The organism is Pseudidiomarina sp. (genome assembly GCF_033722695.1).
GTDB lineage: Bacteria > Pseudomonadota > Gammaproteobacteria > Enterobacterales > Alteromonadaceae > Pseudidiomarina.
The window spans coordinates 41,139-56,083 of record NZ_JAWVYM010000005.1 but is presented as its reverse complement, the minus strand read 5'-3'; the positions used below and the strand labels follow the sequence as shown (position 1 = coordinate 56,083).

The following is a 14,945-nucleotide window of genomic DNA, read 5'->3' as shown; positions in this document are numbered from 1 at the left end:
TGCACAGAGGCGTTCTGATGTTCGATCGATTCCGCAAAAGCAAGCCTGGCAGCAGTGGCCTGAGCCCTGCACAGGTAAAGGCGCTCCAGCAGTTGCGACTACCTGGTTGGTCAGGTTCAGTGCCGCCCGGATGGGTACAGATCGCCGGCGATCAGGCCACCCTTACCGTACCCTTTGCCGCCGGCGATAGTATCCTGCGGCCCTTCCGTGAAGATACTGAGTTAGGCAAGCTCCATTGGGAGCGCCGGTTAAATATAGCGAAACTGCCTAACTCGCAGCCGGAACTGCCGTTGATTTATGGCAACGTGATTGTGGTGTCCTCAGGCAAAGGTGGCGTAGGTAAATCATCGGTGAGCGTACAGCTGGCATTGGCATTGTCCGGCTTTGGAGCGCGGGTTGGTATTCTGGATGCTGATATTTACGGGCCCTCACTACCAACCATGCTGGGCGGGCTGGACGAAAAGCTGGAGTTTAATGAACAGCAGAAAATGATTCCCCATCAGCGCCATGGTATCTCAGTGAGCTCGCTTGGCTACCTGACTGAAGCAAAGGACGCTGCCATCTGGCGCGGGCCTATGGCCAGTGCTGCTTTGCAGCAACTATTTCGTGATACCAAATGGCCGGCCCTGGATTATCTGATTGTCGATCTACCGCCGGGCACTGGCGATATTCAGCTTACTTTCGCGCAGAAGCTGCCTATCACCGGCGCAGTGGTGGTAACCACGCCGCAGACTGTGGCACTGGCGGATGCTGAAAAAGGTATCAGCATGTTCCGTAAAGTTGGCGTGCCTATTACCGGCTTGATAGAGAACATGAGTTTTTATGAGTGCGGCCAATGTGGTCATCGCGAAGCCATCTTTGGTACTGAGGGCGGTGCTCGCGTAGCGGCCGCAGAACAGGTGCCATTGTTAGGGCAGTGGCCGTTAGCGTCGCGGCTGCGGGCCGGACTTGACGACGGACAGCCACTACTAGTCAGCAACCCGGCCGATCCACTTTGTGAAATCATGCGCGATAGCGCCACGCAACTGGCTATGCAGCTATACCAGCAAGCGCAGAATCAGGTATAGTCTGCACAACAGGGAGATTACTAAATGCGTTTAACTGATCGTCAAATCGAAGCTTATCTGGCTGCCGGCAAAATCGGCATTGAACCGGCGCCGTTATCCGAAGATATCAGCGGTGTAACCGTTGATATTCATCTTGGCAATGAATTTCGGGTACTGCAGGATCATGCCGCCGCCTTCATTGATATCAGTGGACAGCGTGAAGACATCAACCGCGCCATTCAGCAGGTCATGAGTGACCCTATAGTGCTGACGCAAGAGCAGGCGTTTTTTATCCATCCTGGCGAGTTTGCGCTGGCGGTGACGCATGAGTCGGTAACTTTGCCTGATGATATGGTGGGCTGGCTGGATGGTCGTTCGTCGCTGGCGCGACTGGGTCTGATGGTGCACGTTACGGCGCATCGGATTGATCCCGGCTGGTCAGGGCAGGTGGTGCTGGAGTTCTTTAATAGTGGCAAGCTGCCACTGGCATTGCGGCCGTTAATGAAAATCGGCGCCTTGAGCTTTGAACAACTGGATGAACCTTGTGCACGTCCTTACAGCAAGCGCGATGATGCTAAATACAAGAACCAGCGGGGGGCGGTAGCCTCCCGCATTGCAGCTGACGATAACAGCTGAGTTCTTGTTGTTTCAGCACTAATTTAGCGAAGTGGGGTGGCGTGAGAAGCGCCACCAAAAATCGCATTCATCAGTAATATATTCAGCCCATCCAGGTATGCCCGATAAGTAGGCTCCTGGGCGAAGCTGATAACCATACCTTTGCCTTTCGGTTCCCACATCAGATAAGGCTTATAAGCGAGCTGGGTCTGGTTTTCCGACCACAAATAACCGCTGGCCAGTAACTGGTCTTCGCCGGCGTAAGTCACAATGTTACGACCGTTATCAATTGTCAGCGGCCGGTAGATCTGATTTCCGACAGTTAACGCGATGACTTCAGGTTTAACGCCGGCACTCAGCCAGTGCTCCTGATCCACGTTCATGCGGGTCAGAACGCCTGAGCTCCAATATGGATCGGAGCTGTCAGGCGTGATGTAGTGGGATAACTCAGCGGGACTATCCAACAGCATGCCGGGTACTTTATTTTCCTTACCATGCCCTGGCTCCTTCGTTTGCACTACCTGCTCCAGGGCGCTGCTCAGTAAGTCATGCTGAACTGCCCAATTGGTCGCCGTACCAAAAGTAATCAATACACCGCCCCGGTTCACCCACTGCTGGATATTAGCGATGCCATGCTCGCCGAGCACCGCGCCAAGATTTCCGGCGGTAGCCGGAATAATTAATACCTGGTAGTGGCTTAAGTCAGAGCTTGCCAGCCGGTTAGGGCGAATGACCGTAGTCGGATAGTTAAACTGTTGTTCAATGACATAGCGGGTATGGCCGGCGTTCAGGCTGGACAGCGGTTCGTCCCAGGCAATGGCAATATTGGGTGCATGAACACGTTGAACATTAGTGGAGCCAAAGTTAGGGCCATCAGTTACCCAACTGCTGTCGACACCTTCAATGTGTGCGCCGGTGCTGGCGGCAAGCTGCATTAAGCCGGCAGCCAGATTGTCATCGTTGTCAGCGCGGGTAAAGATCAGGCTGCCAGCAGGATAACGGCTGCCGTTAGCATGAGTAAAAGGCAAGTCAGATTGCTTTACCTGCAACCCCTGGCGCAATGCAGCTGTGAGTAGCCGGCCGCTGTTCATATCGCCCCAGGGCGCTATAAACGCAACCCCAGCGTCAGGGTTAATCACTTTACCCGGCACAATTAACCGCTCATCAACGGCGCTCAAGCTGACTTTGGGCGCTGTAGCACAGCTTTTGCGCTCGAGGTTGAACATGAGCGGCAGAGACCAGGCGGTGACATCGTATATCTGATCAGGCAGGTTCTGCGCCCGGCGTCGCTCCTGTTCCTCAATAAAGTAATCCGCCATAGGTACATTAACATCGAGCAAGGTACGGACCATGAAGTGAGCAGGCTGGGCGCTATCTACCACATAGCTACCGGCGGGGAACTCAGTACCACAAACCTTAAAGTTATCGGTTGCCTGTTGCACGTCGATACCGTGTTGGACCAGCAGTCCGGCTAGCTTACGGGCACCGGCAGGATCTTTACTTCCGGGGATGATGGTATAACGTTCTTTGCTGGCTTTACCCTGGGCAATCGCCTGTTGACGATAATTCCAGAAGTTACGCAGCAGATTCTCGCGCTCCCGGGCTGTGGTTTCAATAGTGGCCATCGAGGCGACAAAATGTCGTTGTACACCATCACCGTAGGTCAGGATATCGCCATCTTTGGTACGAAACTTATGGCCTCGTGCTGACGCCATTTCATAGGTCATTGACAGGGCGCCATGATAAAGCGGCCAGCTGGCACCATAACCAGGGAAGAATGCATCAAATATTTCACGGGTAAAATAATCGTATCCGCGCTCGTCAAACCAAGCGCCGTTGTTCTCGCCTATAGTCCATAAGGATTTGCGCTGAGCCTCAGTAATCAGTGGGTTGTATGGCTCTGCCTCGGGGGTGAAATAGTAGCTGGTATCACCGCCCATTTCATGCAGATCCACAAACACCAGCGGATAATAATTAAGCAGGGCATCAACCTGGCCAGCAATTTCTGGCTGAGTGAGCGCTATCCAGTCGCGATTCAGGTCAAACAGGTAGTGGTTGCTGCGTCCACTTGGCCAGGGCTCATTATGTTCAGCTGAAATACGATCGGCGCTGTGTTCGATTCCGGCTGTCATATAGTAGCGGCTGACGAAGCGCGCGCGACCGTCAGGATTCTGCAGCGGATCGATGAACACGATTGCATTATCCAGATACTCACGGGTCTGCTCATCTTCGGCTGCTAACAAATGCCAGGCAGTTACCATGCCTGCTTCCGGCGATGAAATCTCATTGCCATGCACACCGTATGAAAGCCAAACGCTTGCGGGCAGGGAGCTGATTAATTTTTCTGCTTCGGCTGTTGACGTGTTACGTGGGTCTGCAAGTTGTTGCATGCCCTCTTTAAAGTCGTCCAGCTTACTGATATTGGCCGCGTTCGAAATTGCTACATAGTAAAGCGGTCGACCTTCCCAACTGGTGCCGTAATAGTTTAGCTTCACTTGCTGGGGGTGCGCTTTTGCCAGGGCCTGGAAATAGCTATGCATGGCGTCAGGTGCAGTAATACGGCTAGCAGCGGGATAACCCAAAGTCGATTCAATTGTTGGCGTCTGGCTGTTATAGGTCACATCCAGACCGATCTGATCCGCGGCGTGGCTGAGTGGGGATAATAACGTATATCCCATTATCAGGCTTATGACAGAAGCAAGTCGGTTTGATTTCATTGGGTTTTCCTTAAACTGAATCGTTGCCCTTTAGTGAGGGGATTTTTGTATGTAATAGCTCGACGGCCGCTTTAATTGCGTTGAGCAGGCTATCCCGATCGTGACGATGGCGTGCGTCACGCGCCGCGGCGACATGTCTGACATAGGGTACTGTCAGTTTCTCATCTGGCGCATTAGTAATGACCAGATCAATCATTGTTCGGCCAAGCTGTTGCTCCAGCCAGTTAATACGTTCTGAGAGGTCTAAGCGGCCAGCCGGGCTGTATTCCGGGCTAAGGTTATCAATAAATATAACTGGCGCATGGCTGTCTGCGATGGATTGCGCTAAATCAGCCATCAGCAACGGCGGCATGACGGAGGTCAGAAAGCTACCGGGACCAAGCATAATGAGATCGCTACGGCGAATATGACGCAAGGCCTCAGGTGTAGCAGCGACTGCAGGGGCAAGCGTAAGCGCGGTCGGCATATGATGAAGTTGATCGACATCCAGCTCACCAAAGCACTCCAGGCCCTCATGGGTGCTGGCAACCAAGTCTACCGGGGTTTCTGACATAGGTAGCAAACGAATACTGATATTCAGCAAGCGGCTTAACAACTGAATTCCGTCAAGCGGCCTGGCGCTTAACTGATCCAGTGTATGCAGCAGTAGGTTGCCAAAATTATGGCCATTGAGCTCGTGCTCATCACTAAAGCGGTAGTTAAGCACATCTGCAGCTAAGGGCTGCAATGCCAGTTGTGACATGCAGTTGCGAATATCGCCCCAGGCGATGGTTTGTTGGCTTCGCCTGAGCAAACCACTGGCGCCGCCGTTATCGGTGGTGGCGACAATACCGACCAGCCGCCGCTGCAGGAAGGACAAGGTGGAGAGGACACGGCCAAGCCCATGCCCACCGCCAATAGCTGTGACACAACGCAAATCTTCGAGCTGAAGCCGGGGCCGTGCGCCTGCGGCGGCACCAGAGATTTTAGAGTCAGTTGTGTCAGTCATGCTACCATTAGGGAGTGGCCGGAATTAGAGGTACTTTATGACGTTCTGCTTTGACAATCAATTCTTGCAGCGCTTTCCGGATCTTGCCCATACGCAGCACCCGGCCGGATTTACCAAAGCGCAGGCGGTAATACTCAATACCGGATTACGGGATGAACTTAGCTTGCCGTACACGGATCAGCAGCTCACAGCTATTGCTGCCGGGCAGCAACTGGATCCTGCCATGGCTCCGCTGGCACAGAAATATACCGGGCACCAGTTTGGTCACTACAACCCCTATCTGGGCGACGGCCGCGGGTTGCTGCTGGGCGAGTGGCAAACCGGTTCAGGCCGCTTTGATCTTCATTTAAAGGGCGCGGGTCCGACCCCCTTTAGCCGCGGTCATGATGGCCGTGCCGTATTGCGCTCGTCTATTCGCGAGTATCTCGCCGGTGAGGCGCTATTTGCCCTGGGAATCCCGACCACCCGTGCGCTCGCGGTTACCCGAGGCGACCTGACCGTATACCGGGAACAGCCAGAGCAGGGCGCGATGCTGTTGCGTGTAGCAGGCACTCATATCCGCTTTGGTCACTTCGAATACTGCTATCACCGTGGAAAAGCCGGTGATCTGAAAGAATTAGTAAACTACGTTATTGATACGCAATGGCCGGATCTTAAGAATCTGCCACTGGCGGAGTTTTTCCAGCGGGTGGTAGAACGGACCGCAAAGATGATCGCCTTATGGCAGGTGTATGGTTTTAATCATGGCGTCATGAATACGGATAACATGAGCATTATTGGCGAGACCTTTGACTTTGGCCCCTATGCCATGCTGGATCGTTATCAACCTGAGTTCATTTGCAATCATAGCGATACCACCGGGCGCTATCGTTTTTCTGAACAACCCTCCGTGGGTTTGTGGAATCTTAATTGTCTGGCCCAGGCACTGAGCCCGATAATCGAATCGGAGCAACTGGTTGCGTCGCTACATACCTATACAAAAGTCTTGCAGGAACATTACTGGGAAAAGATGACAGGGCGCCTGGGCTTGTCGGATAGCGTCATGGGCCGGGATATTGTCCGGCGCTGGCTAAAGCTATTGGATGAGTCAGGCCAGGATTATAATTTGAGTTTCCGCAGGCTCATTACAGCGCTGCGAGATTCACCAGAAACTTTACCGGCCAATCTGAAGACAAATGCTAATTTTTCGTTGTGGTTGCGCGACTATCTAAATTTGCTCGAGACTGAAGCTAGCGACAAAGCCCAATTACTGGCGCAAATGGAATCGGTTAACCCGCTGTATATTTTGCGCAATTATTTGGCGCAACAGGCAATCAGTGCTGCGGAAGATAATGACTTCAAGCCGCTGCAACGGTTGGCTGAAGTATTGCGTAAGCCGTTCAGCGAGCAGGATCACGCCGAAGCCTACGTGGCTGAACCACCAGACTGGGGCCGACACCTGCAGATTTCCTGTTCCAGCTAAAGCCCATCGCTGTTCGTAAAGTATCGATAAAGCGAGCGCAAAAGCTTGGCTGTATAGTTTTCGCTGTGCTATATATATATATGCGGACTATAATAGTAGCGGAGGCTTGAAAATGTTAAATAAACGTATTTTGTTCCCTTTAGGAGCAGTGGCTGTTGCGAGTACTTTTTTAGTCGCGTGCGGTGGATCTGACTCGGATGAACAACAGGTGCAAATGGGCACTTTTACTCTGGCGGTTAGTGATGCGCCAGTGGATGAAGCTGATGAAGTGTGGGCCTGTTTTAACGCGATTGAACTGGTCGGTAATGATCAGGGCAGTCAGGTTTTTACCATTGGCGAAGATACTAACACCATAGCCGCTAACGATGTTTGTAAGGATGAGAACGGCGACACCATTCCGAATACCCGAGGTATTAACTTACTTGAATTTACCGGTTCGGCTTCAGAGAATCTGCTATCGGGGGTACAGGTTGTTGCCGGCACTTATGGTCAGCTGCGCCTTGAAATGGCTAACGGTTCCTATGTTCAGGTCGGCACTGAAAGCATTCCGCTCAGTGTACCTTCCAATGAACTGAAATTTGACAGTGTAACCATCGATGTGGCCGGTACTTCTTCTTATACCATCGAATTTGATTTACGTCAGGCGTTGGTCAATCCGGTCGGCCAAGCTGGCTATTTCCTGAAGCCGCGCGGCGTTCGCCTGGTGAATGATTTAGCGGTCGGCCATGTAGAAGGTACTATTGCGGAATCACTGCTGATCAATACTGAAGGCTGTACCGTTGCTCCTGCTGATACTTCGGACCCTGTCGCGTCAGTCTATTTCTACAGTGGTGCGGATCTTGCTATGGACACCCTGGCGGATATTGGCGGCGCTGAAGAAAACGAGCCTTATACCAGTGCTGGCGTGTTCTTCGACGGTGCGACTGAATATAGCTTTGAAGTCGGGTTTGTCGCAGCCGGCGATTATACTCTGGCATGGACCTGTGAGCTGAACGATGATCCTGAAGCTGATGATGCGATTACATTTAATGGCACACAAACCATAACCGTAAACGGTGGGGAAGCAGTAACAACTGTTACCTTCTCTGACTAATCTCAGAAGTTGTAATTGAAGCAAAAAGGGCTCCGTATAAGGAGCCTTTTTTATGTCTGGCTCGGTAGCGCTCCGCCGGGGCTTTTTTTCCCCGGCTAATCAAGACATACTAAGCCATTCCTCGTCGTCTTATAATGAGCATGCAATAATGAAACCTTTACTTTTGTCGGTAGTATTAACTCTTGCAGTAGGGCTGCTTCCAAGTGCTAGCAGTGCTGCTGAAGAGATGAAGACAGCTACGCTTTGCCTGGCTGACCACCCTCATAAAATTCAAGTCGAAGTTGCTGAAACATTACCGCAGAAAGCGCGCGGATTGATGATGCGTGAGTCCTTGCCGGAACATTCTGGTATGTGGTTTAAATATGACCAGGAGCGGCCAGGCGATGCAGGTTTTTGGATGTTTGCCACATGGATTCCGCTGGATATAGCCTATTTAGACGAAGACTTGCGGATTGTGAAGATCATGCAGATGAAACCTTGCGAGACCATTATTCGTGAAAATTGCCCGGCTTATGATCCAGGTGTTACTTATTATAATGCGCTAGAAGTTAATTATGGCTATTTCGACCATTTCGGTATCGAAGTTGGCGATCAATTACAACAATGTGAATAACAGGAGAACCATCCCTATGAAATATCTATCGGTGTTGGCTGCGAGCTTGCTATTAGGAGCATGCGGGCCAGCCTCTGAGCCAGAGTCGGACGCCTCGCGCGCCGCTCCCGAGGTTGCTGTTGATCCCTACAGTTTTAATGAAAATTACCGGGGGTACCTGAAAACCTTAAGCTCTGACGAGTTTCTTGGCCGCGCCCCGGCCAGTGAAGGCGAAGATAAGACTGTTGCGTTTGTTGAGAGCAAATTCCGTGAATGGGGTCTGCAGCCCTATAACACTGATGAAAATAACTATCGCCAGCAGGTGCCACTGGTAAAAATGCTACCTACCCAGGTAACCGATATGCAGTTGGACAACGACGACGTCAGTAGCCTGGCCTATCGGACTGAGATGATGGCCTGGACGCCACGGGTTCAGGAAGAAGTGGAAATCACAGACAGTGAACTGGTATTTGCCGGCTTTGGTATTGTGGCTCCCGAATATGGCTGGAATGACTATGAAGGCCTCGATGTAGCAGGGAAGACGGTAGTGGTACTGGTAAATGACCCAGGCTATTACACTAAAGATCCTGAGCTATTTAAAGGCAACGCCATGACCTACTACGGCCGTTGGACTTATAAGTTTGAGGAAGCGGCGCGCCAGGGCGCTGAAGGCATTATCGTGATTCATGACACCGGACCTGCGGGTTATGGCTGGGGTGTTATTGCTGGCGGATCACCGCTACGTTTTGATCTAGCCCGTGACAATAAAAATCTGGACCGGGTCGCTATTGAAGGCTGGATGACCAAAGAAAGTGCGGATAAATTATTTGCTCGCCTCAATAGCAGCTACGAAGAAATGCAAGTTGCAGCACTGAGCAGTAACTTTGTACCCGTATCACTGGAAACGGCACTTTCAATCAAGGTGAACACCAAATTTGAGTATCTCGATTCGCCAAATCTGATTGGCTATATCGAGGGCAAAACTAACACTGAAGAGCATGTCATTTATATGGCGCACTGGGATCATTTAGGGGTGAACCCGATTGATCCCGACGACGGTATCTTTAACGGTGCGCAGGATAACGCAACCGGAACCGCCGGAGTAATGGCTCTTGCTGAGTTCTTTGCCAGCCAGCCGCAGCCCGAGCGAACTATCGTATTCGCGCTGGTGGCTGCCGAGGAGCGGGGGCTGCTGGGATCGGGCTGGTATGCCAATAATCCGATGTTGCCACTAAGCCATGCGGTAGCCGGGATTAATATGGACGTTCTTAACGTCTACGGTCCGATGAAAGATATGGTAGTAGTTGGCCACGGTAATTCAGAGCTGGAAGAATATCTGGCTAAATACGTTGAACGGCAGAACCGGTATGTAGCACCTGAACCAAACCCTGAGGTTGGCTCGTTCTACCGCTCTGATCATTTCAACCTGGCCAAACGTGGCGTGCCCATGCTGTATGCGAAAGGTGGCATCGATCACGTTGAGTTTGGCAAAGAATATGGCGAGGAGAAGCGCGCTGAATATCTGCGGGAGGCCTACCATAAGCCAGCCGATGAATATAATCCCGACTGGGATCTGCGCGGAGTCCAAAGTGACCTCTGGCTGTATTACTGGATTGGCAATGAACTGGCGAATAGCGAGGACTGGCCAAACTGGTACGAAGGCAATGAGTTCCGTGCGATTCGTGATGCAACTGCGACTGCACGTCAGGACTAGATTAAGTTAAACTAGGTGATATACCACGGCGATGTCGGGTTAACTCGATGTCGCCTTTTTTTTGGCTGGAGAATGATTCCCCCGTGAATTACCTTGCAGAAGTTTTTGGCATCATTGCGCTGGTTACGAACTTTATTGCTTATCGCCAGCAAACCGGCGATCGCTACCGGATTGTCTCAGCCTTAGGTCTGGCGGCACTATCCACACACTTTTTTATGCTCGGAGCAGTGGCTGGCGGTATCGTTACCGGTATGGCTGTGTTACGTAACTTTGTCGCTTTGCGCTGGCAAGGCCCGATTGTGCTTTGGGGCTTTGTGTTGCTGAACTTTGTGTTTCTCGGTATCGAATGGTTTAGTCCCATCGCCGGTATTGAATTAACCGGGGCAGGGGTTGTGGTCAATTGGTCAGAATCACCGGTTCACTGGTCCATTCTGGTTGCCTATGCATCGTCATTAATTTTTACCGTGGGTTCTATCAAACTGAATGATCCCGCCGCCATCCGGCGCTGGTTTTTGCTTGCTGAACTGTTAGGACTAATCTATGCGGTGCTGGTAGGAAGTATTTCCGGAACAATATTTAATATTGTTAACCTGAGCAGTATTTTACTCAAATTGTTACAGGATCGCCGCGCGCAAACCTTGTAAGCGGGTTGATGATCCCAATATAGTAGGTATATCTTTTCAAAAAACGCGTGTAACTATGTTGATTTATATTCGCCGGTGGCAAGAAAAACTCACTCCTCAGCCGGGTGCAAACCCGTTAGCAGTGGTGCTTGGCTGGTTATTGTTTGGTGTTTTTCTACTAGTGGCGTTAACGCTTGGTTTACTGTTTCTGCTGGTGGGCTGGATTTTACTCCTGCCCCTGATGTGGCGTCGTCGCCGGCAGATGCGCCAGATGTGGCAATTTACTAAAGCCAGTCGCGCGGCCCAGCAACAGGCCCGTCAGCGGCATCAGCAGCAGCGCGAGCAACGTACCAACCGTGGCGATGATAACGTCATCGAAGGCGAGTACCAGGTAAAAGACAACGACAAAGACTAGCGTCGTTGCCGTTGTGGCCGCCGCAGCCGCCGTGCGCAGGCTTTCAGTAGCCCGCCGCAACAGTCAAGCAGCAGCACGAGCAGCAATGCGAAGACGGCCCCGGTGATTACCGCTTGTTGCGTTAGCGGCACGTTAAAACTGTACGTGCGCCAGGTGCTGGCCCGTAACTCAGGATCGGCCTGAGTGGCAACAAACCATACTTGCTCGGGGAAACTACTGCTATCCAGTTGGGCCTGTTGATACCGATAGCGGGCAACCCGTTCGACTAATTCCCGCAACGGACGGGCTTCGGCCCGGAATACTTCTTCAGTGCTGGTCTCATGTTTACGGATCAGCGCCTGCATATCGCCTTCAAAATAGCGTTCCGCAATTTCTTCAAACTGCACATAGTAGACCAGCGCCTCGGTGAGCTGGGCGTCGAGACGTTGCTGGTATTGAGTCACAAAGTTAGGGATCTGTACGCCGATCAGCAGGGCGCTGGCACCAATAATCAGGACAAAATAACGATAGAGCATGGCTATGACTGAGTAAGTTCAGGTTACTCAACCATAGCATGTCTGTGAGCGAACAAGTTAGTCTTGTTCGCGGACTTTTGGCGGGAACCGGCGGCGTACCAGATAAAACAGCAGTGGGACGAAGAATATCGCCAGAATCATCCCTGCCAGCATACCACCGATAACGGCTGTACCTATGGCCTGCCGGCTAACGGCGCCGGCACCGGTTGATAATGCCAGCGGCAGTACGCCGAAGGTAAAGGCAAGCGAGGTCATCAGAATCGGACGTAACCGCAGCCTTACCGCTTCCAGAGTCGCTTCGAAGAGTTCCTTACCCTGAGCCTGCAAATCTTTGGCAAACTCAACGATAAGAATGGCATTACGGGTGGATACGCCGACGGTCGTCAACAGACCAACCTGAAAATACACATCATTTTCCAGGCCTCTCATCGTGGCGGCAATTACCGCACCCAGAACACCCAGGGGCACTACCAGCATAACCGCGAAAGGTATCGACCAGCTCTCATAAAGTGCTGCCAGACACAGGAAAACGACAAGTAGCGATAAAGCGTAAAGTAACGGTGCCTGGGCACCGGACTTTTTCTCCTCCAGAGAAATCCCGGTCCACTCAAAGCCGATGCCTGCTGGCAACTGGCTGATAAGCTGTTCCATGGTATCCATGGCTTCACCGGACGAATAGCCCGCTGCCGCTTCACCCTCAATATTCATAGCGGGCACACCATTGTAGCGACTCAACCGTTGCGGACCAAAATCCCAACTGGTGGAAGAGAAGGCGCTGAACGGCACCATGTGGCCATTATTATTACGCACGTACCACTTCTCAACGTCTTCCGGCACCATCCGTGCTTCGGCTTCACCGCGCATATAAACCCGTTTCACCCGGCCTCTGTCAATAAAGTCGTTGATGTAAACGGTACCGAACGCGGCGCTAAGTGTGCTGTTAATTGACTCAATGTTAAGCCCCATGGCTTTTGCTTTATTGAAGTCAATATCGATTCGGAACTGCGGGGTATCTTCCAGTGTATTAGGGCGCACACCAACCAGAGAAGGTTCCTGCGCAGCCATGCCCAGCAGCTGGTTACGAGCATCCAGCAGCCCCTGATGGCCAAGTCCGCCGCGATCCTGCAGATAGAGGCTAAAGCCACTGGCGGTACCTAAGCCCGGAATCGATGGCAGATTGAAAGCAAACGCATTGGCCTCACGTAACTGACTCAGAAAGCCCATTGCCCGGCCTATAATCGCGTCAATTTGTAACTCGGGAGTGGTTCGTTCTTCCCAGTCCGTCATGCGCACGAAGGCAAGACCGGCATTTTGCCCTTGACCGGCGAAACTAAAGCCTACTACCGAGAACACGGAGCGTATCCCTTCGGCTTCATCCAGATAGTAATTTTCAATTTTCTGCATAGTATCCAGCGACTGTTGCTGGGTGGAGCCAGCGGGAAGCTGCATCATAGTCAGAAACACACCGCGATCTTCATTCGGAATAAATGAGGTTGGCATGCGGGCGAACAACAGACCCATTACCACAAGCAGAGCCAGGTAAATAACTACAAAACGTGCACTGCGCTTGATAATACCCCGTACCGACTCGGTATATTTACGGGTAGCACGCTCCAGCGTGCGGTTAAACCAGCCGAGCAGCCCTTTAGGTTCATGATCTTCTGGGATCGGCTTGAGAATAGTGGCACACAGAGCCGGCGAAAAGATAATAGCGACCAGCACCGATAATCCCATTGCCGAAATAATGGTGATGGAGAATTGTCGGTACACCGCACCCGTCGAGCCGCCGAAGAAAGCCATTGGCACGAATACCGCGGCCATTACCAGACCAATAGCGACCAGGGCACCGGTAATTTGTTCCATCGACTTTATGGTCGCTTTACGCGGCGATAAGCCTTCCTCGCTCATCAGCCGTTCGACGTTCTCAACGACCACGATCGCGTCATCAACCAGCAGTCCAATAGCGAGTACTATACCAAACATGGTCAGGGTATTGATCGAGAAGCCAAACGCCGCCATGATGCCGAACGTGCCTAACAACACGATCGGGATAGCAAAAGCGGGGATTAAGGTCGCCCGGAAGTTCTGCAGGAAGATAAACATCAGCAGGAACACCAGAACCACAGCTTCAAATAGGATCTTCACCACCTCAGTAATGGAAATTTCAACGAAGGGGGTGGTGTCATAAGGCACGACCAACTCAACGCCATCAGGGAAAAACTGCTCTAATTCGGCAACCGTAGTTTTAATCGCTTCGGCTGTTTCCAGCGCGTTGGCACCGGTGGCCAGGTTGACCGCGAGTCCGGCCGCAGCCTGACGGTTATAGCGGGCAATGGTACTGTAATTCTGACCGCCTAGTTCGACGCGCGCAACGTCACCAAGACGAACCGTTGATCCGTCAGCGTTTACGCGCAACAGAATATCCCGGAATTCCTCAGCACTTTCCAGTCGGGTCTGAGCAATTATGGATGCCGTCAGGCGCTGGCCTTCAACCGCCGGCGTGCCACCAAGCTCACCCGCTGCAATCTGATTATTCTGTGAACGGACTGCCAGTACCACGTCTTGGGCCGTCATCTGATATTCAACCAGTTGATCCGGATCCAGCCAGATTCGCATCGCATACGGCGAGCCGAAGATCTGAACATTACCGACGCCGGGCGTCCGGCTAATAGTATCCTGCAGATTACTTGCCGCGTAATCACTCAGATCAATCTGATTGATCTCCGGGTTGCTGGAAATTAGCGCTAATACCATCAGAAACGCGTCATTGGACTTAACAACAGAGAGCCCTTGCTGCTGCACTTCCTGTGGCAGCAGCGGCAGCGCCAGTTGCAACTTATTCTGTACCTGGACTTGCGCGATGTCGGGATCGGTCCCGGCCTCAAATGTCAAGGTGATGCTGGCGTTGCCGGCAGAAGAGCTGGTTGATGAAAAGTACATCAGGTTATCGATACCAGTAAGGTTCTGCTCAATAACCTGGGTAACAGATTCTTCCAGCGTTTCCGCGTTAGCGCCGGGGTAGCGCGCATTTATCTGCACTGAGGGTGGCGCGATCTGCGGATACTGCTCAACGGGCAGGGCGGTAATCGCCAGGCTACCGCCTAACATAATCAGTATGGCGATAACCCAGGCGAAGATAGGGCGGTCAATGAAAAATCGTGCCAT

The 14,945-nt window shown here is 52.1% G+C and carries 12 protein-coding genes; 8 read left to right on the top strand and 4 right to left on the bottom strand.

Translation table 11 applies throughout. The features are described 5' to 3' along the window. Positions 1-17 precede the first annotated feature (17 nt). Both apbC and dcd read left to right on the top strand, forming a co-directional pair. Complete coding sequence (gene apbC, locus R3196_RS03465; RefSeq protein ID WP_318935255.1) at positions 18-1,067, top strand: iron-sulfur cluster carrier protein ApbC; 1,050 nt, start codon at positions 18-20, stop codon at positions 1,065-1,067. Between the two features lie 24 nt (positions 1,068-1,091). Next, positions 1,092-1,682: a dCTP deaminase gene (gene dcd / locus R3196_RS03460; RefSeq protein WP_318935254.1), complete on the top strand. Its 591-nt coding sequence runs from the start codon at positions 1,092-1,094 to the stop codon at positions 1,680-1,682. 23 nt (positions 1,683-1,705) lie between these two features. Here the strand turns inward: dcd and R3196_RS03455 are convergent, their stop codons facing one another. After that, positions 1,706-4,378: a M14 family zinc carboxypeptidase gene (locus R3196_RS03455; protein ID WP_318935253.1), complete on the bottom strand. Its 2,673-nt coding sequence runs from the start codon at positions 4,376-4,378 to the stop codon at positions 1,706-1,708. A gap of 10 nt (positions 4,379-4,388) precedes the next feature. Beyond that, positions 4,389-5,366: a uridine diphosphate-N-acetylglucosamine-binding protein YvcK gene (gene yvcK / locus R3196_RS03450; RefSeq protein WP_318935252.1), complete on the bottom strand. Its 978-nt coding sequence runs from the start codon at positions 5,364-5,366 to the stop codon at positions 4,389-4,391. A gap of 37 nt (positions 5,367-5,403) precedes the next feature. Here yvcK and R3196_RS03445 point away from each other — a divergent pair, with 37 nt between their 5' ends. The 6 genes from R3196_RS03445 to R3196_RS03420 all read left to right on the top strand — a co-directional run bounded on the left by R3196_RS03445 (position 5,404) and on the right by R3196_RS03420 (position 11,265). After that, entirely contained in the window at positions 5,404-6,828 is a 1,425-nt protein-coding gene (locus R3196_RS03445) for a protein adenylyltransferase SelO (protein WP_318935251.1), read from the top strand. A 112-nt stretch (positions 6,829-6,940) separates the two neighbouring features. Continuing rightward, positions 6,941-7,921: a DUF4382 domain-containing protein gene (locus R3196_RS03440; protein ID WP_318935250.1), complete on the top strand. Its 981-nt coding sequence runs from the start codon at positions 6,941-6,943 to the stop codon at positions 7,919-7,921. A gap of 52 nt (positions 7,922-7,973) precedes the next feature. Further along, positions 7,974-8,534, top strand: a complete 561-nt coding sequence (locus R3196_RS03435; RefSeq protein ID WP_318935249.1) for a DUF192 domain-containing protein — start codon at positions 7,974-7,976, stop codon at positions 8,532-8,534. A gap of 16 nt (positions 8,535-8,550) precedes the next feature. Further along, positions 8,551-10,227: a M28 family metallopeptidase gene (locus R3196_RS03430; protein ID WP_318935248.1), complete on the top strand. Its 1,677-nt coding sequence runs from the start codon at positions 8,551-8,553 to the stop codon at positions 10,225-10,227. Positions 10,228-10,310: 83 nt separating this feature from the next. After that, on the top strand, positions 10,311-10,871 hold the full coding sequence (locus R3196_RS03425) for a YgjV family protein (protein WP_318935247.1): 561 nt from the start codon (positions 10,311-10,313) through the stop codon (positions 10,869-10,871). A 55-nt stretch (positions 10,872-10,926) separates the two neighbouring features. Next, a complete protein-coding gene (locus R3196_RS03420; RefSeq protein WP_318935246.1) occupies positions 10,927-11,265 on the top strand; it encodes a hypothetical protein in 339 nt (112 codons plus the stop codon). Here R3196_RS03420 and R3196_RS03415 read toward each other — a convergent pair. Next, the gene (locus tag R3196_RS03415; RefSeq protein WP_318935245.1) at positions 11,262-11,780 is read right to left on the bottom strand and encodes a DUF2937 family protein; all 519 of its coding nucleotides are present in this window, start codon (positions 11,778-11,780) and stop codon (positions 11,262-11,264) included. The two genes, R3196_RS03420 and R3196_RS03415, sit on opposite strands and share 4 nt — an antisense overlap. A 57-nt stretch (positions 11,781-11,837) precedes the next feature. Beyond that, on the bottom strand, positions 11,838-14,945 hold the full coding sequence (locus tag R3196_RS03410) for an efflux RND transporter permease subunit (RefSeq protein ID WP_318935244.1): 3,108 nt from the start codon (positions 14,943-14,945) through the stop codon (positions 11,838-11,840).

What these genes read in the sequence shown, in the direction of transcription:
- apbC (WP_318935255.1), top strand. Translation starts at nt 18, where the DNA reads ATGTTCGATCGATTCCGCAAAAGCAAGCCTGGCAGCAGTGGCCTGAGC.
- dcd (WP_318935254.1), top strand. Translation starts at nt 1,092, where the DNA reads ATGCGTTTAACTGATCGTCAAATCGAAGCTTATCTGGCTGCCGGCAAA.
- R3196_RS03455 (WP_318935253.1), bottom strand. Translation starts at nt 4,378, where the DNA reads ATGAAATCAAACCGACTTGCTTCTGTCATAAGCCTGATAATGGGATAT.
- yvcK (WP_318935252.1), bottom strand. Translation starts at nt 5,366, where the DNA reads ATGACTGACACAACTGACTCTAAAATCTCTGGTGCCGCCGCAGGCGCA.
- R3196_RS03445 (WP_318935251.1), top strand. Translation starts at nt 5,404, where the DNA reads ATGACGTTCTGCTTTGACAATCAATTCTTGCAGCGCTTTCCGGATCTT.
- R3196_RS03440 (WP_318935250.1), top strand. Translation starts at nt 6,941, where the DNA reads ATGTTAAATAAACGTATTTTGTTCCCTTTAGGAGCAGTGGCTGTTGCG.
- R3196_RS03435 (WP_318935249.1), top strand. Translation starts at nt 7,974, where the DNA reads ATGTCTGGCTCGGTAGCGCTCCGCCGGGGCTTTTTTTCCCCGGCTAAT.
- R3196_RS03430 (WP_318935248.1), top strand. Translation starts at nt 8,551, where the DNA reads ATGAAATATCTATCGGTGTTGGCTGCGAGCTTGCTATTAGGAGCATGC.
- R3196_RS03420 (WP_318935246.1), top strand. Translation starts at nt 10,927, where the DNA reads ATGTTGATTTATATTCGCCGGTGGCAAGAAAAACTCACTCCTCAGCCG.
- R3196_RS03415 (WP_318935245.1), bottom strand. Translation starts at nt 11,780, where the DNA reads ATGCTCTATCGTTATTTTGTCCTGATTATTGGTGCCAGCGCCCTGCTG.
- R3196_RS03410 (WP_318935244.1), bottom strand. Translation starts at nt 14,945, where the DNA reads ATGGCACGATTTTTCATTGACCGCCCTATCTTCGCCTGGGTTATCGCC.